We start from the raw sequence: 21338 nt of genomic DNA, 5'->3' as shown, positions 1-21338 counted from the left end.
GCGTGCGGATGTGCGCAAACCCACCTTACAGACTGGAAAAACCCAATGCTATAAGGATCGTCGCCAATCCCGTGTCGCCGTTGCGCACTGCATGCCCACTCTTTCAGCCACCGAAACCGCCTTCCTCATGGTCGCCTGTCAACAGGCGGTGCTTGCATTGGGCTGGCTGGTCGGTGCGGCGGCTCTGCGTCTGGACCGGCGCTCGGTCTTCCAATGGGCGGGTTACGCGCTGCTGACCGGCGCCTCCATCGTGTGTTTTGTCGTGGCGGTGCAGCAGCGCAGCGAGGCGCTGCGGGTACTGGGCAACGCCTGCGCCGTCTTCGGCGTGATGCTGATGCAGCGTGGTGTGCGGCAGTTCGTCGGCTATCCCACCCACCCCTGGGCCTATGCCTTGCTGGTGGTTGTGGTGGCGGGGGTGTCTTGGCTGGGCATGTCCGGGCAGGGCGCCACGCTGCGGGTCGTGGCCACCTCAGGACTGCTGGGCCTGTTGTGCATCGCAACAGCCTGGGATGTATTTCGCTACGCGCGGCACAAGCTGGAGCTGCGTTGGGGCTTCTGGCTCGCAGTGCCGCTGTTGCTGGGCGCGCTGGTGTTCCTGGAGCGTGCCACTCGCGCACTGCTGGCGCCCCACACCCTGGTGCCCGAGGTCACTGCCGACAGCCCGCTCAACATCGGGGCGGCGGTGGTGTTCCTCGTCACCGCGCTGATGTTTCACCTGGCGCTTGTGGCGCTCGTCGGCGCCCGGCTGATGACCGAGCTGCGACGCATGTCGCGCCATGACAGCCTCACCGAGCTGCTGAACCGCCGAGCCATGGACGAGCTGCTGCGCGAGGAGGCGCGCCGCGCCATTCGCTCCAATCGGCCGTATTCGGTGCTGATGGTCGATGCCGACTACTTCAAAACCATCAACGACCGCTTCGGCCATGCGGCCGGCGACGAGGCCTTGCGCCATCTCGCGCAGATACTGCGATCACAGATGCGCGACGTGGATCGCGTGGGCCGTTTCGGCGGCGAAGAATTCATCATCCTGCTGCCCGGCACCTCGGCCACCGAGGCCTTGCATGCCGCCGAGCGGCTGCGTGACGCCCTGTTGCGCCGGCCGTGGGCCTGGCAGGGCGAGACCCTGAGGCTCACCGTGAGCACTGGCGTGGCCGCTTGGCGAGGCCCGCATGACGAGATCGACATGCTGCTCAAGCGTGCCGATGCGGCGCTGTACCGGGCCAAGGCGCTGGGGCGAGACCGCTTTGAGTCCGATCAGTAGGCGAGGCCGAGAAATAGGTCACCAAATCGGGCCTTGATCGTCATGACAGCGGGAGCATGTGCTCGCATCATGCACATCAGCATGAACCCGAAAATGACACGCACGTGTGGGTTGTTGGCCGTTGTGGCCTTGGGTGGCCTGCTGGCCGCGCCCGCCTGGGCCTTGCCTGAATGCCCTGTGCAGGCTTTCGGCGATGTGTCTGCCGAGCAGCGCGCCACCGCGATGGGCGGCGGCTGCGAGTACGAATCTGCCCGCTGGACGGTTGAGACCCCCCGTGCCCGCCCGGTTGACCCAGGCCCCAGCCTGGTAAAGGCGCAATTCAGCTCCCTGACGTCGCTGCGCTTTTCATCGCTCGTGGGCTCGCTCAAGTTCGACTGGGCCGGCATGCGCCCGGGCGATGCCGATGGGGGCTTGCGCACCGAGCGTACGGCGCTGGCTTTGGGTGCCTTGCTGCGGCTGGTCGACAGCTTTTCGTTGCAAACCAACTTGGGCCTGGAACACACCACTGCCCCGCGCACCCGCGCCACCATCGCCAGCGTGTGGCAGCCCACGAAAGCGGGCGTGCTGTTTGCAGAATGGGCCGGCTCTGACAGCGGCACTGAGGCGCGCCGCGTCGGAGGGCGCTGGTGGCTGGTGCCCCACAAGCTGGCCATAGACCTGGGCGCGCGCCACCTGCCCGACGGGCTGGGCTGGGTCGACCAGCGGATTGGGCTGGCGCTCGACCTCGCGCTTTAGGGTTTCTTTGCGCGGCCCGCGCCGGGGTCGTGTCGCTTCAGCCAGCTGAAGAACTCGCCATACCAGAGCCTGGAGTTGCGCGGCTTCAAGATCCAGTGGTTCTCGTCGGGGAACCACACCAGCCGCGAATCGACACCACGCGCCTTGAGCGTGTTGTAGTAGGCCAGGCCTTGCTGGTCGGGCACGCGGTAGTCGAGCGCGCCGTGCACCACCAGCGTGGGCGTCTTCATGTGCTTGGCGAAGGTATGGGGGCTTTGCGATTGGATCTTGGGCAGGTCGTCCCAGTACCAGCCGCCCAGGTCCTTGGCATGCCAGGTGAAGGCGTCGTCGCTGAACATGGCCGTCCAGTCGAAGCAACCGGCGTGGCACACATAGGCCTGGTAACGGCCGGGCTTCACGTGGCCGTTCATCCACGCGACCATGTAGCCGCCGTAGCTGCCGCCGGTGGCGAACACGCGCTTCTTGTCGACCCACGGCTTCTTGAGCAACCAGTCGGTGGCGGCCTCGATGTCTTGCAGCTCGAGCTCGCCCCAGCGGTGGGTGATGCTGTCGAGGAAGTCGTAGCCGAAGCCACTCGACCCGTGGTAATTCACGCAAGCCACCACATAGCCCTGTGCCGCGAACACATGGTTGTTCCAGCGGTAGTGGAAAGTGTCACCCGAGGCCGCGTGCGGTCCGCCGTGAATGCTGTGCAGCACCGGGTACTTCTTCTTGGGGTCGAAGCCGGGCGGGTAGATGAGCCACACCTGCACCGGCTCGCCTTGCGCGCCGGTGACGTGGATTGACTCGTGCTTGCCCAGGCGGAAGGCCTTCAACGTGTCGTCGTTGAACGATTCGAGCCGCAGCGACGGCGCGCCTGCCGGGTGGGCATGCACGCGCACCGGGTGGCCCATGGCATCGGCGGCGGTCACGATCACGTCGCCGGCCACATCGAACTGCTGCACCCAGCCGCCCATCACGGTTTCACGCGGCGTGCCGTCTTTCAGATCGTAGCGGTAGAGATGGCGCTGCGCCTGGTCTTCGGCTGCGAAGTAGAGCGCGCCCCCGTCGGCCGCCCAGCGCAGTGGCGTGTTGACGTCGTGGTCCCATTTGGCGCTGACCACCTTGTGGCGCCCGCCGCGCTGCAGCAGCGCGAGCTGATGGTGATGGGTGTGGCGCTTGCCTTGGTGGGCGCTGACGAAAGCGAGGTGTTTGCCATCGGGGCTGTAGCGCGGGCCTTCGCAGTTCCAGGCCTTGTCGTGCACCAGCATCTCGACCTTGCCGGTGCGCACGGTGATTTCAGCGAGGGCTTTGCAGTGGTCGATCTGCTTGGTGGTGTTGGGGTCGTGCGTGAAGGCGATGTGGCGGCCGTCGGGTGAGATGTCGAAGGCCTCGCTGTCGGGCTCGCAGCGCGTGAGCTCCAGGTCGCTGCCTTCGAACAAGTCGCGTATGCGGCCACTGGCCACGTCGAGCACGTGTAGGTGGGGCACACAGCCCATGGGCAGGTTGTGGTCCCAGTAGCGGTACTGCGTCTCGCTGGTGACGTAGCCGGTTTCCTTGCGGTTCTTGAACTCGGTGTGGCGCTTGTTCTGCGCGGCCGTTCCCTTCAGCTCGGGTGACACCCAGGCGATGAAGGCGATGCGCTTGCCGTCGGGGAACCACTTGAACGCTTCGATGCCGGGGGCGAACGAGGTGATGCGCTGGGCCTCACCGCCGTCGGGGGCGATGACGTAGAGCTGTGGTGTGTCGTCTTTCTTGCCTTCTTGCTCGCGCCGCGCGATGAAGGCGATGCGCTCGCCGGTCGGCGACCAGGCGGGCTGACCGTCTTTCTCGCCGCTGCTGGTGAGCCGCCGGGGCTCGCCGCCAAAGGTGGAAAGCAGCCACAGGTTGGTGTGGCCCTTGTTCTCGTCCATTGAGTAGTGACTGACGGAGCACACCGCTTGGGCGCCGTCGGGTGACAGGGCCAGGCCGCCGATGCGATCGAACGACCAGATGTCGTCGACGGTGAGTGTCTTGTGTTGTGTCATGAAAGGTCGGAGTGAAAAAAAGCCGCTCAGTGCGGCTTTTGAAGTTGGTACACCAGCTGGGCTTTCACCTCGGGCCATTCGCCCAGGGCCAGGCTGTACATCACGGTATCGCGTACGGTCCCGTCGCGGCGCAAGGCGTGGTGGCGCAGCACGCCGTCTCGCCTGGCCCCCAATCGCTCGATGGCGCGCTGGCTGGCGAAGTTGAAGTTGTCAGTGCGCCAGCCCACGAGCTGGGCGCCCAGGGTCTCGAATGCGTGCGTCATCAGCATCAGCTTGGCCGTGGTGTTGACGTGGCTGCGCTGCACGCTCTTGGCGTACCAGGTATAGCCAATCTCCAGGCGCTCCACGGCGGGAACGATGTCGTGGTAGCTGCTGCTTCCCAGCACCCGGCTACTGGCTTGGTCGATCACCGCAAAGGCCAGGCGGTTGCCCTGCTCGTATTGCTTCAGCGCGGTGGCGATGTACGCCTCGGTGTCTTGCGGCTCGGGCACCGAGGTGATGCGCAGCTTCCACAACTCGCCATCGGCGGCAGCGGCAAGCAAGCCGCGCAGGTGCGCGAGCGTCAGAGGTTCGAGGCGCAGGCGCTCGCTTTCGAGCGTGACGGGCGCGACCGCTTGCATCAACGGTTGTGTTTTTGCATGAACACGAGCTTCTCGAACAGCGACACGTCTTGCTCATTCTTCAGCAGTGCGCCCACCAGCGGTGGCACGGTGACCTTGTCGTCTTTGCTTTGCAGCACGTCGAGCGGAATGTCTTCGCCCACCAGCAGCTTGAGCCAGTCGAGCAGCTCCGAGGTGCTCGGCTTCTTCTTCAAGCCGGGCAGGTTGCGCACGTCGTAGAAGTTTTTCAGCGCCGCGGCCAACAGCTCTTTGCGCAGCTTGGGGAAGTGCACGTCGACGATCTTTTGCATCGTCGTGGCATCAGGGAACTTGATGTAGTGGAAGAAGCAGCGGCGCAAGAAGGCGTCGGGCAGCTCTTTTTCGTTGTTGGAGGTGATGAACACCAGGGGGCGATGCACGGCCTTGATGAGCTCACGTGTCTCGTACACGTAGAACTCCATGCGGTCGATTTCGCGCAGCAGGTCGTTAGGGAACTCGATGTCGGCCTTGTCGATCTCGTCGATCAGCAGCACCACCGGCTTGTCGGCCGTGAAGGCCTGCCACAGCACGCCCTTGAGGATGTAGTTGTGTATGTTCTTGACCCGCTCGCCGCCGTCGATGTCGGACAGCTGGCTGTCGCGCAGCCGGCTCACCGCGTCGTATTCGTAGAGGCCTTGTTGCGCCTTGGTGGTGCTCTTGATGTGCCACTGCATCAGCGGCATGCCCAGCGCCAGCGCCACTTCCTCGGCCAGCATGGTCTTGCCAGTGCCGGGCTCGCCCTTGATGAGCAGGGGGCGCTTCAGTGTGGCCGCTGCATTCACCGCCAGCATCAGGTCATCGGTGGCAACGTAGTTCTCGGAACCTTGGAATTTCATGGGGCTGGGGGGTGTAGAGGGTGTCGGGCCAGTATATAAGGGCGACCTCCCCAGGCGCTGTCCGCCAGATGACACCGCCAAGCCCGACGCGTTGGGCCGCCTCGCCTTCCCTATAATCCGCGGTTACTTTGAAGACCCGCCCTCGCAGCCCCATGAAAAAACTGCTCTCCACGATCGTCGCCCTTGCTGCCCTCGCCAGCGCCACCTTCAGCGCCCAGGCGCAAGACGTCAAGGCCAGCGCGCAAGCCGGTGAAAAGAAGGCCGCCATGTGCATCGGCTGCCACGGCATTGTTGGCTACCAGGCCAGCTTTCCCGAAATTCACAAGGTGCCGATGATCTCGGGCCAGGGTGGCAAGTACATCGTCTCGGCGCTCAACGCCTACAAGAAGGGCGAGCGCAAGCACCCGACGATGAAAGCGATTGCCGCTTCGTTGACCGACCAAGACATGGCCGATCTCGCCGCGTTCTACGAGCAACTGGGCAAAACCGCCCCGGTGCCCGCCGACACCAAGGCCCTGCCGCAGCCCAGCGAGCCAGTGGCCAAGCTGCTGGAGCAAGGCAAGTGCAACTCCTGTCACGGACTCAACTTCAGCACCCCGATCGACGGCACTTACCCCAAGCTGGCCGGCCAGCATGCCGACTACCTGTATGTGGCACTCAAGGCTTACCAGACCACCGACAACCCGCAGGTGGGCCGCTCCAACGCCATCATGATGGGCATGGCTCAGCCCTTCACGCACGCCCAGTTGAAGCTGCTGGCGCAGTACCTTTCGTCGCTGCCGACCGACTTGCACACCGTGCCTCAGTCGCGGTTCCGCTGACCCGCAAGACTTAGTTCACACAAAACGCCGCTCATTCCGAGCGGCGTTTTTGTTTGGGGCGGCGTGAATCAAGTTCACCCGTGGGGTGTCGATAGCTATACAGCGGCTTCTCGACCTTCCCCCACCATGCTGAAGAAGATCCAACTCCAACAGCTACGCCTGGGCATGCACCTGCATGCACTGGAAGGTTCGTGGCTCGACCACCCCTTCTGGAAGACCAAGTTCGTGTTGCAGGACGCGAGCGACCTTGAAAAGTTGCGAGCCAGTGGTGTTGAAGCCTGCTGGATCGACATCAGCAAAGGCCTGGACGTGGCCACTGCGCTGCTACCCGAGAAGGCAGCGCCCGCACCCGCTGCCAGCACCGTGGCGCCCGTTTCGGCGTCGCCGGCCATCCTCACGCAGCAAAGCGGCATGGTCACCGAAGTCAAGCGTGCGGCCATCCTGGTGGCCAAGTCGAAGCAAGCCGTGGTGGCGCTGTTCAATGAAGCCCGCCTGGGCAATGCGGTCGACGCGACCGAATGCCTGCCACTGGTGGAAGAGATCGCCAGCTCGGTGTGGCGCCACCCCAGCGCCATCGTCAGCCTGGCGCGCTTGAAGACGCACGACGACTACTCCTACATGCACTCGGTGGCGGTGTGTGCGCTGATGATTTCCCTCGCCCGCCAGCTGGGCATGGACGAGGCCCGCACCCGCGATGCGGGGGTGGCTGGCCTGTTGCACGACTTGGGCAAAGCCTTGATGCCCTCAGAGGTGCTCAACAAGCCCGGCAAGCTCACCGATGCCGAGTTCAAGATCATGCGTTGCCACCCCTTGCGCGGCCATGAGCTGTTGCGCGAGGGTGGCACGGCCTCGGAAGGTGCGCTCGACGTGTGCCTGCACCACCACGAGAAGATGGACGGCAGCGGCTACCCGCACGGCCTGCGCGGCGACCAGATCTCGCTGCTCGCCAAGATGGGCGCCGTGTGCGATGTGTATGACGCCATCACCTCCAACCGCCCCTACAAGAACGGCTGGGACCCGGCCGAATCGATCCGCAAGATGGCCGAGTGGCGCGGCGGGCATTTCGACGACGTCGTGTTCCAGGCCTTCGTGAAGAGCCTGGGCATCTACCCCATCGGCTCCCTGGTGCGCATGCAGTCGGGCCGGCTCGCCGTGGTGTGCGAGCAAAACCCTGAGTCGCTGGTGTCGCCCAAGGTGAAGGTGTTCTTCTCCACCCGTTCGCAGCTGCACGTTCCGCCTGAGCTGCTGGATCTGTCGAGCTCAAGTTGCAGCGACCGCATTGCGGCGCGTGAATCCAATGTTCAGTGGAAGTTCACCCACCTCGACGAGCTTTGGGCGGGCGCCGATGCATTGAAGCGCACTGGCGTCACGGCTTAGACGGTTGGCACCCAACCGTTCACCAGGTTCCAACAGCCCTGGCCACAGAGGGTTACGCCCGCGCCCATAAACTGCACGTCTTCTTTCGTTGACCGCAGGAGAGCGCATGAACCGCCGCAGCTTGTCCATCCTTTGCCTCACCGCCCTGGTGGCCACCCAGGCGCAGGCCCAGACCTTGCGTTGGGCCTCGCAGGGCGATGCGCAGACCATGGACCCTTATTCGCAGAACGAGTTGCTCACCAATGCGATGAACGGCCAGGTCTACGAGACCCTGGTCAGCCGCGGCAAGACCATGCTGCTGGAGCCCGCGCTGGCCACCGAGTGGCAGCAGCCGGCGCCTACGCAATGGCGTTTCAAGCTGCGGCCCAACGTGACGTTCCATGATGGCAGCCCCTTCAGCGCTGACGACGTGCTGTTCTCGATCCAACGCGCCAAGGAGGCCAGCTCCGACATCAACGTGTACGCCAATGCCGTGGGCACGCCGAGAAAGATCGACAAGCTCACGGTCGAGTTCAACCTGGCGAGCTTCAACCCGATCTTCTTGCAGCACCTGAGCCTGCTGCCCATCATGAGCAAGGCTTGGGCAGAAAAAAACAAGGCCACCAAGCCGATCGATTTCAAGAACAAGGAAGAGGGCTACGCCTCTTTCCACACCAACGGCACAGGCCCCTTCATGCTGGTCTCGCGCCAGCCCGACGTGAAGACCGTCTACAAGCGCAACCCCGCCTGGTGGGGCAAGTTTGAGGGCAATGTGCAAGAGGTGATCTACACGCCCATCAAGGCCGACGCCACCCGTGTGGCGGCACTGATCTCGGGCGAGCTTGACCTGGTGCTCGACCCGGCCCCGCAAGACCTGCCGCGCTTGCGCAACACGGCCAACGTCAAGGTGATCGACGGGCCGGAAAACCGCATCGTGTTCATCGGCATGGACCAGCTGCGCGATGAGCTGCTCTACAGCAGTGTGAAGGGCAAGAACCCTTTCAAGGACCAGCGCGTGCGCCGCGCGCTCTACCAGGCCATCGACATCGAGACCATCAAGACCAAACTGATGCGCGGCCAAGCGGCACCCACCGGCAGCATCACGCCTTCACCGCTGGGCGGCTATAACGACCCCGAGCTGGAAAAGCGCCTGCCCTACGACCTGGAAGGCGCGAAGAAGCTGATGGCCGAAGCTGGCTATCCACAGGGCTTCGAGGTGACACTCGATTGCCCCAACAACCGCTACATCAACGACGAAGAAATCTGCCAGACGCTGGCGGCCATGTGGGCGCGGCTGAACGTGAAGATCCGCGTCAACGCCATGCCGCGCTCGGCCTACTTCCCCAAGGTGCAGAAGTACGACACCTCGATGTACATGTTGGGCTGGGGCGGTGCGATCACCGACGCTGAAACGGTCTTCACGCCGGTGCTGCGCGGGCGCGGCGAAGGCGGCGTGGGCTCATGGAACTTTGGCGGTGCCAAAGACGCACAGTTCGAAGAGCTGGCCATCGCATCCAGCAAGGAAGCCGACCCGAAGAAACGCGAGCAGCTCATCAAGTCGGCCATCAAGCGGCACAACGAGCTGGTGCTGAACATTCCGCTGCACCGCCAGGTCATCCCCTGGGCGGTGCGTTCAAATGTTGATGCGGTGCACAGGCCTGACAACTGGCTGGAATGGCGCTGGGTAAATGTGAAATGACGACACCTGGTGAGGAGACGTGATGCCGAGTGCTGACACCCTTGAGAGATTCATCGCACGCGTGGAGCAAAACGCCCACGTCGAAGCCGTGGAAGAGTTCTACACCGCCGACTCTTCGATGCAAGAGAACTTCGGCTCGCCACGTGTCGGGCGCGAGAAACACGCCGACAACGAGCGCAAGGTGATGGCGCGAGCCAAGTCACTCACCTCGCAGTGTGTGCGGCCGGTGTTCATGAATGGCGACCATGTGGTCATCCGCTGGATCTTCAATTTCGTGTGGCAAGACGACAGCGTCACCCACATGGAAGAGCTGGCCTACCAGCGCTGGGACGGCGAGCGCATCGCCGAAGAGACCTTCTTCTACGACCCGGCGCAAAAGGTGGCTAAGAAGCCCGCCGAAGGGGCCTAAGGCAACGCTGAATAAGTCCTCGCGAACGGCGCATCCTCGCTTTGGGCGTCCTGCGGCGTTGCAAATGCTCGCGATACCTGCGGGTATCGCTGCGCTTTGCGCCTTGCAGTCCATCCCAAACCGAGGCGCGCCGCCTCGCGGGGACTTATTCAGCGTCGCCTTAAGCGATCTCGAACCCCGCGCTGAGCTGCGCGCGCAAATGCAGCACCAGGGCTCGCACGGCCTTGGGCGTGGTGGGGCTCCAAGGGTGCATGGCGTAGATGGCGTCGCCAAACACACCCACCGAGCGCCACGCGGGCAGCAGCACGCGCAAGCGCTTGGCACGCACGGCTTGCGCCGCGCTGAAATCGGGCAGCAAGGCAATGCCCAGGCCCGACAGCGCCGCCTCGCGCAGCACTTCGCTGTTGCCCGCTCGCAGCGGGCCTTGTACCGCCACGCTGATGCGCTCCGGCTCGCCCCGCGCGCTGCGCTCGAACTGCCACAGGGGCGGGCCCGCGCGCAGGTAGGGCAGGCAGGCGTGGCTCGCCAGCTCGCTGGGGTGGGTGGGTGTGCCGTGGCGCTTGAGGTAGGCGCTGCTGGCGACCAGCAGCGAGCGTGAGCCGCACAGCTTCCAGGCCACGTGGTTGTCGGGCGGCGCGCTGGTGTGGCGCACCGCGAGGTCGTAGCCTTCGTGCGTGAGCGTGGCCAGGCGGTCCGACAGGTCGAGCTCCACGCGCACTTCGGGGTTGGCGCGCACGAAGGCCTCGATCAACGGCGCGACGTGCTGACGGCCGAGCGCCACCGGCGCTGTCAGCCGCAGCAGCCCGCGCGGTTGCGTGGCCAGGTCGCGCGCCTCGCCCACGCTGCGCGCGATGTGGGCAAAGCTTTCGGCTGTTTGCTCCACCAGGCGCTGGCCCGCCTCGGTGAGCCGCACCGAGCGCGTCGTGCGCTGCACCAGTGTCTGCCCGACCGCGCGCTCGAGCTCGGTGATGCGCTGGCTCACCGCGGCCTTCGACACGCCCAGCCGCTGCGCCGCCTGCGTGAAGCTGCCCACCTGCGCGAGCAGCGTGAGGGCATGCACCTGTGGCCACAACAGGTCGATGCGCTGGTCTAGCGAGGGTGTCGGCATTGGGCTCAAGGTGTTGGTATCGATTGTTCAGTTTATCGAACAATGAAGTCACGCCGGCGCTGTTGGCAAGCAAGGCGTCGGCGCCTAGACTGAATCACAACAGCAGGAGACATCACCATGGGCGCACCCGCACCGTTTGCCACCACCCACGACGTGGGCCACTTCATCAACGGCGTGGCGGTCGAGAGCCGCAGCGGCCGCAGCCAGCCGGTGTTCAACCCGGCCACCGGTGCCGTGGCGCGCCAGGTGTCGCTGGCCAGCATCGACGAGGTAAACGAGGCGGTGGCCTCAGCGCTTGCCGCCTTCCCGGCCTGGGCCGACACCCCGCCCATACGCCGCGCCCGCGTGATGTTCAAGTTCCTCGCGCTGATGAACCAGCACCGCGACACGCTCGCCGCCATGATCACCGCCGAGCACGGCAAGGTGTTCACCGATGCGCAGGGCGAGGTGAGCCGCGGCATCGACATCATCGAGTTCGCCTGCGGCATCCCGCAGCTCTTGAAGGGCGACTACACCGAGCAGGTGTCCACCGGCATCGACAACTGGACCATGCGCCAGCCGCTGGGCGTGGTGGCTGGCGTCACGCCGTTCAACTTCCCGTGCATGGTGCCGTGCTGGATGTTCCCGGTGGCCATCGCCGCGGGCAACGCCTTCATCTTGAAGCCCAGCGAGCGGGACCCCTCGGCCGCAATCTTCATGGCCGAGCTGTTGACGCAGGCGGGCCTGCCCGATGGCATCTTCAACGTCGTGCAGGGCGACAAGCTCGCCGTCGACACCTTGCTCACCCACCCCGATGTGAAGGCCATCAGCTTCGTCGGCTCTACGCCGATCGCGCAGTACATCTACGAAACCGGTGCCCATCACGGCAAGCGCGTGCAGGCCCTGGGCGGCGCCAAGAACCACATGGTGGTGATGCCCGATGCCGATCTGGAGCAAACGGTCGACGCCTTGATCGGCGCCGGCTACGGCTCAGCCGGCGAGCGCTGCATGGCGATCAGCGTGGCGGTGGCGGTGGGCGACGTGGCCGACCAACTGGTGCCGGCACTCGCCGCGCGCGCCCGCACCCTCAAGATCAAGAACGGCATGGAGCTCGACGCCGAGATGGGCCCCATCGTCACCCGCCAAGCGCTGGACCGCATCAGCGGCTACATCGAGCATGGCGTGCAAGAGGGCGCGCAGCTGGTGGTCGACGGCCGAGGCCACCAGGTGGCGGGCTCTGAGGGTGGCTTCTGGATGGGCGGCACGCTGTTCGATCATGTCACCGCCGACATGAAGATCTACAAGGAAGAGATTTTCGGCCCGGTGCTCGCCGTGGTGCGCGTGCCCGACTTCGCGGCCGCGGTGAAGCTCATCAACGATCACGAGTTTGGCAACGGTGTGTCGTGCTTCACCAGCGACGGCAACGTGGCGCGCGAGTTTGCGCGGCGCATCCAGGTGGGCATGGTGGGCATCAACGTGCCCATTCCTGTGCCCATGGCATGGCACGGTTTCGGGGGTTGGAAGAAGAGCCTCTTCGGCGACATGCACGCCTATGGCGAAGAGGGCGTGCGCTTCTACACCAAGCAAAAGAGCGTGATGCAGCGCTGGCCGGCCAGCATTGCCAAGGGCGCCGAGTTCGTCATGCCAACGGCGAAGTGATGCTTCAACGTCGCGCGTAGCGTGTGGCCGTGTAGCGCTCTGACACGGCGCTGATCTTGTTGTCCATGTAGCCACTGGCGCGCAAGCGGGTGCGGATGGCGCTGTCGCCGAGTGCGGCAGCCTTGCCTTTCACATGCACCAGCCATATCGCCGGGCAGGGCATGTTGGCGTGCTTCGCCAGCGCGCGGTCAAGGTCCGCCTCGCTGAGCACCACAGCGACCAGCATGGCGGCGTCTTGTGCGCGCTTGGTCGTCGCGCCGGCCAGCGCCTCGGTGAGCGCCACGTCGCTTGCGTCGCCCAGCACGAGCGCGGGCGTCTTCTCACTGACACCGAGCTTGGCCGCCAGGGTTGGCGGAGGCGTGCTTATTTTCTTGAACCATTTCCGCGCCTCGTCGGTGCCGAGCACCAGCACCACGGGCTCGCCTTCGGTGGTGAAGCACAGGCTGCTGCCTTCAACCCGCAGCTCAGTCACGCCGGGCAGCGCGATCTGCCGCTTGAGGGTCGGCCCGCGCAGGATGATCAGTGTCGATTCGAGCAAGGCGCGCACCGTCTCGCTGCGAGCCCCCAGCGTGCAGCGGCCGCTGGCTTCGTGGCCCATCAGGGCCCCAGGCCCGCCAGCACGCGCGGGTGTTGCGCCCACGCCGGCATGTCCGCCATGTACCTGAGCGTGCGCTGCTCGGCCTCACCACGCGCGAGGCTCGCGTCCTCCCGCAGGGCCCACTGCACCATGCGCTCGAAGCGGGTGTCGAAGTCTTGCAGCCGGCCCTGCGCGTCCACGCAGTGGTGGCAATAGCTGCCGTTGGCGATCGGCATGCCGCAACTTTCACAGGTGTGTGTCATGGCGGGGAGGCTCCAGGTGAGAAGGCGTTGACCAGGGCTTGCAGCCCCATGACGAGGTGGGCGCGTTGCCCGGCATTCAGGCGCTCTGCAGCGGCGGCCAGGCGCGGGCGGTCGAGCACTTCTAGGGCGTCAGACAAGGCTTGTCGGCCGTTGGCGCTGAGCCAGATCAAGGCGCGCCGCGCATCCTCATCGTCGCGTTGGCGGGCCAGCAGGCCTTGGGCTTCAAGTGCAGCCACCTTGACGCTCAGCGTCGACAGCGCGCGGTCAAAGTGTCGGGCCATGTCCGACAGGCTCATCGGCCCGGTCTGCGCCAGGTGCAGCAGCAAGGCGGTGGTCTCTGGCGACAGCGGCTCGCGCCCGTCGTCGACCTGCCGCACCGCCAGGCGGTACAGCTCGCGGTAGAGCTGGCCGAACTCGTGGGCGAAGGCGTGCGGTTCCATGCGGTGGATTATCTGAAGACCAGGTTGCTTCGAACAGTCCGAAGCAATCGGCTGGCCAGCAATGCAGGGCACCGCCCTAGTCGAGCTGGATCACGGTGTCGTGCTCGCCGGGCACGCAGCCTTCGGCGATGGGCGTCCAGCCGCGGTGCACCACGATGTGCTGCGTGTTGTGGCAAAACTCCATGCGCGTGGCCCCGGGCACCGTGCTGCGAATGAACGACTCGATGGCGGCCGGCATGCTGATGCGGTAGTGCGCGTCGTGCAGGTCTGCGTCGGGGTGGTCGTCGCTGTGCAGCCAGGGCAACAGGTTGGCCACCCACATCAGGATGCGGTCGCCCACGTCGATGAGCGTGGGCAGGTAGCCACGCTCTTGCAGCCAGCGCTGTGCCTGTGCCCGGGAACCCTCCGCGCCGCCCCAGGCTGCGGCCAGCATTTCGGCCACCCATTGGTTGCAGTTTTGGTAGCGCTCGCCGAAAGCGTAAGCGTTGGCGCTGTAGGTTGCGCCCAGCAGAGACAGCGCCTGCCGGTTGTCACGCGCTGCGCGCTCCAGGCGATCGGCTTCGGGTGTGGGCAGGAATACCAGCGACACGTAGCCGATGGCCGGGTCTTCAGTGCCGAGCAGAAAGCCGGCCACACCTTGGTCGTAGATGCGCGGGCGCTGCTCATCGCAGGCGTAGTACAGCTGACGCACTGCCCACGGCGTGTCGGTGCTGTCTTTCAGGCTGAAGCCGGCGTGTGAGTAGCGCTGGCCGAATCGGCTCAGGTCCAGGCCCGAGCGCGACATCAGTGCCACACGCTGCCCGCTCATGTCGAGCTCGGTCTTGATGACGCCGCTCAGGCGAAAGAGCTTGTCTTTTTGCCCGGCGTTCAGCGCGAGCGGGCGGTCACAAAAGCGCGTGCTGCCGGCGTGGGCCCAAGGTGAAAGAAAGAGGCCCAGCAGCAGCGCAGCGCCGGCCAGGGCCTTTCTGCTCAAAGCACCACGGCGTTGGATTGGAGCTCGCGGTACCAAGCGTCGTGCAGCACCAGGAAGAAGGCCTTGCCGGTGTCGGCTTGCGCAAACTCCACGCCATAAGCGCGCTCGCGTGCAGCCACGGTCTGGCCCGCAGTGATGGTTGTCTGCTCGAGTGCTTTCGCCGGCAAGTAAAGGAAGAAAGCGTTGTCGGCGTTGGCCTCGGCCAGAGGCTGCAGCTTCATGCGCAGGGTGCCGGGGCGCTCGGCCATCTCTGCCACCTCGATGACCTTGTAGTCACCGGCCGCCACCTTGTCTTTCTTGGATGAGCTGTCGCTTGATTTCTCGAACGAGTCAGAGACGCTGCCGACCGACGCCGACGCGCCTTCAGACGCCGACGACGCTGCAGTAGAGGCGGCGTGCGCCGGCGCGGCGGCGACGCCGAGTGCGATGGCCAGGGTAGCGAGTCGGGTGTGGATGGGGTTCATCAAGGCTCCAGGCTGAGGCGGTGAGCCGCAGCATAGACCACCCGTCAGTCGCCCTTGAAACCAGTTGCTTTCACTGCAGCACCTGAGCCCGTCAGAGCCGCTCGGTCTCGCCCGTCTTCGGCTGCCACTTCATCAGCCGCTTTTCCAGGCGACCGACCAGCGAGTCGAGCAGCAGCGCAAACACCGTCAGCACCAAAATGCCGGCCATCACGGTGTTGATGTCAAAGGCACCCTCGGCCTGCAAGATCAAGTAACCCACGCCGCGCGATGAGCCCAGGTATTCACCCACCACTGCCCCCACGAAAGCCAGGCCCACGCTGGTGTGCAGCGAGCTGAAGACCCAGCTGGTGGCGCTCGGCAGGTACACGTGGCGCAGCAGCTGCCGCGGGCTTGCGCCCAGCATGCGCGCGTTGGCCAGCACCACCGGGCTCACCTCCTTCACGCCTTGGTAGACGTTGAAAAAGACGATGAAGAAAACGAGCGTCACGCCCAAGGCCACCTTGCTCGCCACGCCCAGCCCGAACCACACCGCAAAGATGGGCGCCAAGATCACGCGCGGCATCGAGTTCAGCGCCTTGATGTAGGGGTCGCAGATGGCTGCGGCCAGCGGGCTCAAGGCGAGCCACAAGCCGCAGGCCAAGCCCAGCGCGGTGCCGATGCCGAAGGCCAGCACGGTCTCGATCAGCGTGATGCCCAGGTGCTGGTAGATGTCGGCGTTGACCACGAACCAAGCCCAGATGCGCGCGAAGATCTTCAGCGGTTCGCCGAAGAAGAAGGCGGCCTGCCGGTCATCGTCAAAAAGAAACGGCGGCAACAGGCCGGGCGCGGTCAGTACATGCCACAACACAAACACCGCGATCAGCAGCGCCGCTTGCCAGGCGCGCAACGCCCACTTGCTCATGCTGCCAGCTGTTGCTGATAGCCTTTGAGCACCTCGTCGCGCAGCACCTGCCAGATGGCCTGGTGCAGCTCGATGAAGCGCGGCGTGGTGCGTACTTCGGCCACGTCGCGCGGGCGGTCCAGGTCGATGCGGAACTCGCCTATGGGGTGCGAGGCCGGGCCTGCGCTGAGCACGATCACACGGTCGCTCATGGCGATGGCTTCGTCGAGGTCGTGGGTGATGAAGAGCACGGCCTTTTTCTTGGCTGCCCACAAGGCCAGCACTTCGTTTTCCATCAGCTGGCGCGTCTGCACGTCGAGTGCCGAGAAGGGTTCGTCCATCAAGATGATGTCGGGGTCTAGCACCAGGGTTTGCGCGAGGCTCACGCGCTTGCGCATGCCGCCTGACAGCTGGTGCGGGTAGCGGTCGCCGAAGCCGCCCAGGCCTACGCGCTTGAGCCAGTCTTCGGCCTGCGCGCGCGCATCGGCCGCGCCTCGAAACTCCAGGCCTGCCATCACATTGCCGAGTGCGGTGCGCCAGGGCATCAGCGATTCAGACTGGAACATGTAGCCCGCGCGGCGGTTGGTGCCGGTGAGTGGCTCGCCGAACACTTGCACCTGACCCGTGCTCGGCGACAACAAGCCCGCCGCCATGTTGAGCAGCGTGCTCTTGCCGCAGCCGGTGGGGCCAACGACCGAGACGAACTCACCGGCGCCGACCGAGAGTGTTACGTCGCTGACTGCGGTGTAGCGCTGCGCCGCGTCGTCGCGCGAGACGAAGGTGCAGCTGACGGCGTCGAGGGAGAGTGCTGCCGGGCTGCTCATCTCAGACCTTGCGCAAACCACAGGCCGCTCAGGCTGAGGTATCGAAGCCCCGCGCGGCCCTTCGATACCTCAGGGTGAGCGGCCAGAGTGTGTTTCACCTCGGACGTCATCCCTTCGGGTACTTCGCGTTCGCCTTCTTCACAAACTCGTTCGTGTACACCGCACTCAGGTCGAACTTCACATCCTTGAGCGATTCGTCCACGCTCTGCAGCGCGCGCAAGGCCGTGGCCGGCCCTGCTTCGGGAATCAACCCGTCAACCGACAGCGCCCCCTTGCTGGACAGAAACGCGTCGATGTACACCGCGCGGTCGCCAAGCAGATAACTCTCGGGCACGGCCTTCACGATCTCGCCGGCGCCCGCAGCCTGTATCCATTTGTCGGCGCGCACCATCGCGTTGGCCAGCGCCTGCACGGTGCGCGGGTGCTTGTCGATGAAGGCCTGCGGTGCATACAGGCAACCCGCTGGCATGGGCCCGCCAAACACCTTGTCGGCCTCGGCCACGATGCGGGTGTCGCTGATGATCAACAGGTCGCCACTGCGCTGCAGCAAGGTGATCACCGGGTCAAGGTTGGAGAGCGCGTCGATCTGGCCCGAGCGCATGGCGGCCACCGCGCCGTTGCCCGCGCCCACGCCGATGATGGACACATCGGTAGGCTTGAGCCCGGCCTTGGCGAGCACGAAATTCGCCATCACGTTGGTGCTCGACCCGGGCGCGGTCACGCCGATCTTCTTGCCCTTCAGGTCGGCCACAGTCTTGTAGCCGGCCATGGTCTTCGGGTTGATGCCCAGCACCACCTGCGGCGCACGGCCCTGCAGCGCAAACGCGCGCAGCTTCTGCCCCTTGGCCTGCATGTTGAGCGTGTGCTCGAATGCGCCCGACACCACGTCGGCGCTGCCGCCGATCACCGCCTGCAGCGCGCGCGAGCCGCCGGCGAAGTCGACGATGGTCACGTCCAGCCCTTCGGCCTTGAAGTAGCCCAGGTGCTCGGCAATGGTGAGCGGCAGGTAATACAACAGGTTCTGCCCACCCACGGCGATGCTGAGCTGGGGCTTCTCCAGGCCTTGTGCGTAGCCGAGGCTGGGCAGGGCCATTGCGGCCAGGGTGAACGTGCGGCGGCGCATGGGTGTCTCCTGTGAATTTTCTGCGGGCACTTTATCAGCGCGGGTTCAGCCTTCGGGCCACCCCGCCACCGCTGAACCCGATACCGGCGGAAAGGCGTACGCTTGCGGCTTGTCGGCAGCAACCGGGATCCTCGCCGATGCCATGGAAACTTACGGCCGGAGCCTGACTTGACTCCAACGCGTGCCTCACCCCTGTCCAGCCGCCTGCGGCAGCAGCGGCGCCTGCTTTGCGGCTCAGTCCGCCGCTGCCGTGGCTGATGCCCAGGCGCCTCGCCTGCGCTGGCTGCCGGCGGCCGTGCTGGCGCTGAGCCTGGCGCTCACGGGCCTGCTCTGCGCAGGTTCGGTGCGCAACAACATGCACGAGGCGAGCGCCGAACTCGACCGCGAGGCCTCGGCCTTCGCCGCGGCCCTCGCCAGCCGCATTCAGTCGTACGTCGACACCCTGCCGGGCTTGCGCATGTTCGGCGTGGTGCAAAGGCCGCTCACTGACGCCGAGTTTCTGCAGTATGTGCAGGAGATCTCGTTGCAGAAGCGCTTTCCCGCCCTGGCGTTCACCTTCATGGCCGACCTGGTGCCCCATGGTCAGCGCTCCGCTTATGTTCAAGCCGTGGTGGGCGACCGCAGCAGCGACGCAGCCGGGCACCCGGGGTTCGAGATCAAGCCGCCGGGCGAGCGGCCGGCCTACATGGTGCTGCGCCACAGCTACCCGCTTCAACCGGTGTCCGTTGGCTACGACCTGTATGACCCTAGCCAAAAATACCGCCCCGCGGTCGAAGCCGCCGTAGTGGGCGGCGGCTACGTGGCGACGGGGCCGGTGCTGCAGTCGAGCGAGCGCTTCATCAAGGGCGAGCCCTTGCTCACCAGCGTGATCATCCGTGCCGGGTTCTATGCGAACGGGTATTTTCCGCCCACGCCGGAGGCGCGCGCGCAGGCCGCGCGAGGCGTGGTGGGCATCCTGCTGCGCACCAACGAACTGGTGCGCAGCGTGCTGCCAGAGAAGCTTGTTCACAGCCACCGCGTTGTCATCACCGACCCGCAGGCGCGCGGCCAGGCCGTGAACGACCTCCTGTTCGACAGCGTCTGGGCCGGACCGGCCAGTCCGCCCGAGGCGACGCGGTCCGACCCCTGGCGCACCCGAATCCAAGTCGCCGACCGAAGCTGGGACATTGAGGTGCGCAACCTCGGGCCGGCCTGGGTCGTTGGCTACAGCACTTGGTGGCTGCTTGCATTGGGGCTGGCACTGTCGGCGGCGCTGGCCGCGATGACGCGCATTCTGGTTCAGGCCAACATCGTGGCCGACAGCCGCATTCGCATCGCCACCGCCGCGCTAGAGGCCGAGAAAGAGAATCTGCGGGGCAGCGAGATGCGCTACCGCATGCTCTTCACCCACAGCCTGGACGGCGTCATGCGCACGGTGCCCGGCGGCGCGATCCTGGCGGCCAACGCCGCGGCCTGCGCGATGTATGGCCGCAGCGAGGCCGAACTGCAGGCGATTGCGCGCGACGAACTGTTCGACATGAGCGACCCGCGTCTCGTGCCCATGGAAGCGCAGCGCCTGGCCACCGGCAGCGCGCGGGGCACCATCCGCATGCGGCGCGCCGACGGCGGCACCTTCGAGGCTGATGTTGCCACGAGCCTCTATGTCGAGCCCGAATCGGGCGAGCGCATGGTCGCCAGCGTGATCGTGCGCGACATCACCGAGCGCCAGCAACTGGCTGAGCAGCATCAGCGGCTGGCCGCGATCCTGGATGCGACACCAGATTTCGTGGGTTCTACAGACCCCGAAGGCCGCAACAACTTCCTCAACCTGGCGGCGCGGCGCATGCTGGGGTACGGCCCGCACGATGATGTCTCGGCCCTCACCATCGCCGAATGCCACCCCGAATGGGCCGGCCGACTGATCCTCGAGCAGGGCGTACCGACGGCGATGCGTGAAGGCTTCTGGACCGGCCGCACCGCTGTGGCTGCCGCCGATGGGCGCGAGATCCCCATGCTGCAGGTCATCCTCTGCCACCGCAACGCACACGGTGATGTCACCCACCTCTCCACCATCGCGCACGACCTGACCGAACTGGAGCGGATCGAGGCGGAGCGGCGCGCGCTGGAGGTGAGCCTGGGCGAGGCGCAGAAGATGGAATCGATAGGCACGCTGGCCGGCGGCGTGGCGCACGACTTCAACAACGTGCTGGCCGCCATCCTGGGCAATGTGGCCATCGCGCGCCATGACATCGAACCCGATCATCCGGCGCAGCGAAGCCTGGCCCTGATCTACCAGACCGCGGCTCGCGCGCGCACGCTGGTGCAGCAGATCATGACCTTCAGCCGTCGCAGCCCGCAGACGCTGACTGTGCAGGCGCTGCGCCCGTTGGTGGAAGAGGCGGTAGCCATGCTGCGCGCTACGCTGCCAGCCAGCGTCAGGCTGGAGACAGTGCTTGCCGAGGAGCCCTTGTACGCACGCGTCGATGGCGCACAGGTGCAGCAGGTGGTGCTCAACCTGTGCACCAACGCCTGGCAGGCGTTGAATGGGCAGCCGGGCCATGTGCGCATCGGCCTGGACCGCGTCGACGGCGCCACGCCCTTGGCGCGCCTGCGAGTAGAGGACGACGGCGTCGGCATGACAGAGGCCACCCGCGCCCGCATCTTCGAGCCCTTCTTCACCACCAAGGCGGTAGGCCAGGGCACGGGGCTGGGGCTGGCGGTTGTGCACGGCATCGTCAACGCCAGCGGCGGCACCATCGAGGTTCAAAGCCGCCTGGGCGTAGACACGCGCTTCGATGTCCTGCTGCCACTGGCGCCGGCCGACGCGGTGGTCGCAGGCGGCGAGGAGGAGATTGCGGGCATCGCCAACGGCAATGGCGAGCAGGTGCTGTATGTGGACGACGACGAGGTCGTCGCGCTGACCTTGAGCGCGCTGTTGCAGCGCGCCGGCTACCGCGTCACGTGCGTGCACCGCGCGCAGCAAGCGCTGGACCTGGTGCGGGCGCAGCCTTGCCACTTCGAGCTCGTCGTCACCGACTACAACATGCCAGAGATGTCGGGCATTGCGCTAGCCGAGGCGCTGGCGCTGGTCGCACCCGGGCTGCCGGTGATCATCTCGTCGGGTTACGTCACCGAAGAGCTGAAGGCCCAGGCGCACTCAGTCGGTGTGCGCGCCGTGCTCTTCAAGCAATATGCCTTCGAGCGCTTGGGCGGTATCGTGCAGGCCGTCCTCAACGGCGGGCCTGAAGCGGCAGGGCCGCTGCACTGAGTTGCACCCTGCGCTGGCCGTGCCGCCGTCAAATGCCGAG

At 65.6% G+C, this 21338-nt stretch carries 20 protein-coding genes; 8 read left to right on the top strand and 12 right to left on the bottom strand.

Going from position 1 to position 21338, the window contains the following annotated elements:
• Window positions 1–91: 91 nt before the first annotated feature.
• Window positions 92–1261 carry a GGDEF domain-containing protein gene (locus AC30QB_RS00430; RefSeq protein WP_489544210.1) on the top strand — a complete coding sequence of 390 codons (1170 nt, stop codon included), beginning with the start codon at window positions 92–94 and terminating at the stop codon, window positions 1259–1261.
• A gap of 93 nt (window positions 1262–1354) precedes the next feature.
• Window positions 1355–1996 (top strand): hypothetical protein, encoded by a 642-nt coding sequence (locus AC30QB_RS00425; RefSeq protein ID WP_489544209.1) that lies wholly within the window; start codon window positions 1355–1357, stop codon window positions 1994–1996.
• On the opposite strand, the gene AC30QB_RS00420 is transcribed toward AC30QB_RS00425, so the two are convergent.
• The 3 genes from AC30QB_RS00420 to AC30QB_RS00410 are packed head-to-tail and all read right to left on the bottom strand — an operon-like array spanning window position 1993 to window position 5476.
• Window positions 1993–4002 carry a S9 family peptidase gene (locus tag AC30QB_RS00420; RefSeq protein WP_489544208.1) on the bottom strand — a complete coding sequence of 670 codons (2010 nt, stop codon included), beginning with the start codon at window positions 4000–4002 and terminating at the stop codon, window positions 1993–1995. The genes AC30QB_RS00425 and AC30QB_RS00420 overlap by 4 nt on opposite strands.
• A gap of 26 nt (window positions 4003–4028) precedes the next feature.
• The gene (locus tag AC30QB_RS00415) at window positions 4029–4622 is read right to left on the bottom strand and encodes a GNAT family N-acetyltransferase (protein WP_489544207.1); all 594 of its coding nucleotides are present in this window, start codon (window positions 4620–4622) and stop codon (window positions 4029–4031) included.
• Window positions 4622–5476, bottom strand: a complete 855-nt coding sequence (locus tag AC30QB_RS00410; RefSeq protein ID WP_489544206.1) for an AAA family ATPase — start codon at window positions 5474–5476, stop codon at window positions 4622–4624. Before AC30QB_RS00410 ends, AC30QB_RS00415 begins: the two co-directional genes overlap by 1 nt.
• Before the next feature lie 152 nt (window positions 5477–5628).
• Between AC30QB_RS00410 and AC30QB_RS00405 the strand changes: the two genes are divergently transcribed.
• The 4 genes from AC30QB_RS00405 to AC30QB_RS00390 all read left to right on the top strand — a co-directional run bounded on the left by AC30QB_RS00405 (window position 5629) and on the right by AC30QB_RS00390 (window position 9761).
• Entirely contained in the window at window positions 5629–6297 is a 669-nt protein-coding gene (locus tag AC30QB_RS00405; protein ID WP_489544205.1) for a c-type cytochrome, read from the top strand.
• 126 nt (window positions 6298–6423) lie between these two features.
• Window positions 6424–7674: a cyclic di-GMP phosphodiesterase gene (locus AC30QB_RS00400; RefSeq protein ID WP_489544204.1), complete on the top strand. Its 1251-nt coding sequence runs from the start codon at window positions 6424–6426 to the stop codon at window positions 7672–7674.
• Window positions 7675–7780: 106 nt separating this feature from the next.
• Window positions 7781–9352, top strand: coding sequence for an ABC transporter substrate-binding protein (locus AC30QB_RS00395; RefSeq protein WP_489544203.1), 1572 nt, complete (start codon window positions 7781–7783; stop codon window positions 9350–9352).
• Between the two features lie 22 nt (window positions 9353–9374).
• Window positions 9375–9761, top strand: a complete 387-nt coding sequence (locus AC30QB_RS00390) for a nuclear transport factor 2-like protein (RefSeq protein WP_489544202.1) — start codon at window positions 9375–9377, stop codon at window positions 9759–9761.
• Window positions 9762–9921: 160 nt separating this feature from the next.
• Here the strand turns inward: AC30QB_RS00390 and AC30QB_RS00385 are convergent, their stop codons facing one another.
• The gene (locus AC30QB_RS00385) at window positions 9922–10869 is read right to left on the bottom strand and encodes a LysR family transcriptional regulator (protein WP_489544201.1); all 948 of its coding nucleotides are present in this window, start codon (window positions 10867–10869) and stop codon (window positions 9922–9924) included.
• A 117-nt stretch (window positions 10870–10986) separates the two neighbouring features.
• Between AC30QB_RS00385 and AC30QB_RS00380 the strand changes: the two genes are divergently transcribed.
• Window positions 10987–12507 carry a CoA-acylating methylmalonate-semialdehyde dehydrogenase gene (locus tag AC30QB_RS00380; RefSeq protein WP_489544200.1) on the top strand — a complete coding sequence of 507 codons (1521 nt, stop codon included), beginning with the start codon at window positions 10987–10989 and terminating at the stop codon, window positions 12505–12507.
• 4 nt (window positions 12508–12511) lie between these two features.
• On the opposite strand, the gene AC30QB_RS00375 is transcribed toward AC30QB_RS00380, so the two are convergent.
• The 8 genes from AC30QB_RS00375 to AC30QB_RS00340 all read right to left on the bottom strand — a co-directional run bounded on the left by AC30QB_RS00375 (window position 12512) and on the right by AC30QB_RS00340 (window position 18051).
• A complete protein-coding gene (locus AC30QB_RS00375) occupies window positions 12512–13105 on the bottom strand; it encodes a hypothetical protein (RefSeq protein ID WP_489544199.1) in 594 nt (197 codons plus the stop codon).
• Window positions 13105–13347, bottom strand: a complete 243-nt coding sequence (locus tag AC30QB_RS00370; RefSeq protein ID WP_489544198.1) for a zinc ribbon domain-containing protein — start codon at window positions 13345–13347, stop codon at window positions 13105–13107. The genes AC30QB_RS00375 and AC30QB_RS00370 overlap by 1 nt, the downstream gene beginning before the upstream one ends.
• A complete protein-coding gene (locus AC30QB_RS00365) occupies window positions 13344–13787 on the bottom strand; it encodes a MarR family winged helix-turn-helix transcriptional regulator (RefSeq protein WP_489544197.1) in 444 nt (147 codons plus the stop codon). The genes AC30QB_RS00370 and AC30QB_RS00365 overlap by 4 nt, the downstream gene beginning before the upstream one ends.
• 76 nt (window positions 13788–13863) lie before the next feature.
• A complete protein-coding gene (locus tag AC30QB_RS00360) occupies window positions 13864–14760 on the bottom strand; it encodes a DUF2145 domain-containing protein (RefSeq protein WP_489544196.1) in 897 nt (298 codons plus the stop codon).
• Window positions 14757–15224: a hypothetical protein gene (locus tag AC30QB_RS00355; protein ID WP_489544195.1), complete on the bottom strand. Its 468-nt coding sequence runs from the start codon at window positions 15222–15224 to the stop codon at window positions 14757–14759. The genes AC30QB_RS00360 and AC30QB_RS00355 overlap by 4 nt, the downstream gene beginning before the upstream one ends.
• 91 nt (window positions 15225–15315) lie before the next feature.
• Entirely contained in the window at window positions 15316–16125 is an 810-nt protein-coding gene (locus AC30QB_RS00350; protein WP_489544194.1) for an ABC transporter permease, read from the bottom strand.
• Window positions 16122–16928 carry an ABC transporter ATP-binding protein gene (locus AC30QB_RS00345; protein ID WP_489544193.1) on the bottom strand — a complete coding sequence of 269 codons (807 nt, stop codon included), beginning with the start codon at window positions 16926–16928 and terminating at the stop codon, window positions 16122–16124. Before AC30QB_RS00345 ends, AC30QB_RS00350 begins: the two co-directional genes overlap by 4 nt.
• A 106-nt stretch (window positions 16929–17034) precedes the next feature.
• Window positions 17035–18051: an ABC transporter substrate-binding protein gene (locus tag AC30QB_RS00340; protein WP_489544192.1), complete on the bottom strand. Its 1017-nt coding sequence runs from the start codon at window positions 18049–18051 to the stop codon at window positions 17035–17037.
• A 250-nt stretch (window positions 18052–18301) separates the two neighbouring features.
• On the opposite strand from AC30QB_RS00340, the gene AC30QB_RS00335 reads away from it, so the two are divergent.
• The gene (locus AC30QB_RS00335; RefSeq protein WP_489544191.1) at window positions 18302–21298 is read left to right on the top strand and encodes a PAS domain S-box protein; all 2997 of its coding nucleotides are present in this window, start codon (window positions 18302–18304) and stop codon (window positions 21296–21298) included.
• The last annotated feature ends 40 nt before the right edge of the window (window positions 21299–21338 follow it).

Origin of the sequence: Rhizobacter sp., from assembly GCF_046595475.1 — a bacterium.
In the GTDB taxonomy this organism is placed as follows: domain Bacteria; phylum Pseudomonadota; class Gammaproteobacteria; order Burkholderiales; family Burkholderiaceae_C; genus Rhizobacter.
This window is presented reverse-complemented; position numbering and strand designations above follow the sequence as displayed.

Excerpts from the sequence above, each read along its gene's own strand:
- AC30QB_RS00425 (WP_489544209.1), top strand. The coding sequence starts at position 1,355 with ATGACACGCACGTGTGGGTTGTTGGCCGTTGTGGCCTTGGGTGGCCTG.
- AC30QB_RS00430 (WP_489544210.1), top strand. The coding sequence starts at position 92 with ATGCCCACTCTTTCAGCCACCGAAACCGCCTTCCTCATGGTCGCCTGT.
- AC30QB_RS00355 (WP_489544195.1), bottom strand. The coding sequence starts at position 15,224 with ATGAACCCCATCCACACCCGACTCGCTACCCTGGCCATCGCACTCGGC.
- AC30QB_RS00345 (WP_489544193.1), bottom strand. The coding sequence starts at position 16,928 with ATGAGCAGCCCGGCAGCACTCTCCCTCGACGCCGTCAGCTGCACCTTC.
- AC30QB_RS00380 (WP_489544200.1), top strand. The coding sequence starts at position 10,987 with ATGGGCGCACCCGCACCGTTTGCCACCACCCACGACGTGGGCCACTTC.
- AC30QB_RS00340 (WP_489544192.1), bottom strand. The coding sequence starts at position 18,051 with ATGCGCCGCCGCACGTTCACCCTGGCCGCAATGGCCCTGCCCAGCCTC.
- AC30QB_RS00385 (WP_489544201.1), bottom strand. The coding sequence starts at position 10,869 with ATGCCGACACCCTCGCTAGACCAGCGCATCGACCTGTTGTGGCCACAG.
- AC30QB_RS00375 (WP_489544199.1), bottom strand. The coding sequence starts at position 13,105 with ATGGGCCACGAAGCCAGCGGCCGCTGCACGCTGGGGGCTCGCAGCGAG.
- AC30QB_RS00410 (WP_489544206.1), bottom strand. The coding sequence starts at position 5,476 with ATGAAATTCCAAGGTTCCGAGAACTACGTTGCCACCGATGACCTGATG.
- AC30QB_RS00370 (WP_489544198.1), bottom strand. The coding sequence starts at position 13,347 with ATGACACACACCTGTGAAAGTTGCGGCATGCCGATCGCCAACGGCAGC.
- AC30QB_RS00415 (WP_489544207.1), bottom strand. The coding sequence starts at position 4,622 with ATGCAAGCGGTCGCGCCCGTCACGCTCGAAAGCGAGCGCCTGCGCCTC.
- AC30QB_RS00365 (WP_489544197.1), bottom strand. The coding sequence starts at position 13,787 with ATGGAACCGCACGCCTTCGCCCACGAGTTCGGCCAGCTCTACCGCGAG.
- AC30QB_RS00350 (WP_489544194.1), bottom strand. The coding sequence starts at position 16,125 with ATGAGCAAGTGGGCGTTGCGCGCCTGGCAAGCGGCGCTGCTGATCGCG.
- AC30QB_RS00395 (WP_489544203.1), top strand. The coding sequence starts at position 7,781 with ATGAACCGCCGCAGCTTGTCCATCCTTTGCCTCACCGCCCTGGTGGCC.
- AC30QB_RS00405 (WP_489544205.1), top strand. The coding sequence starts at position 5,629 with ATGAAAAAACTGCTCTCCACGATCGTCGCCCTTGCTGCCCTCGCCAGC.
- AC30QB_RS00400 (WP_489544204.1), top strand. The coding sequence starts at position 6,424 with ATGCTGAAGAAGATCCAACTCCAACAGCTACGCCTGGGCATGCACCTG.
- AC30QB_RS00420 (WP_489544208.1), bottom strand. The coding sequence starts at position 4,002 with ATGACACAACACAAGACACTCACCGTCGACGACATCTGGTCGTTCGAT.
- AC30QB_RS00390 (WP_489544202.1), top strand. The coding sequence starts at position 9,375 with ATGCCGAGTGCTGACACCCTTGAGAGATTCATCGCACGCGTGGAGCAA.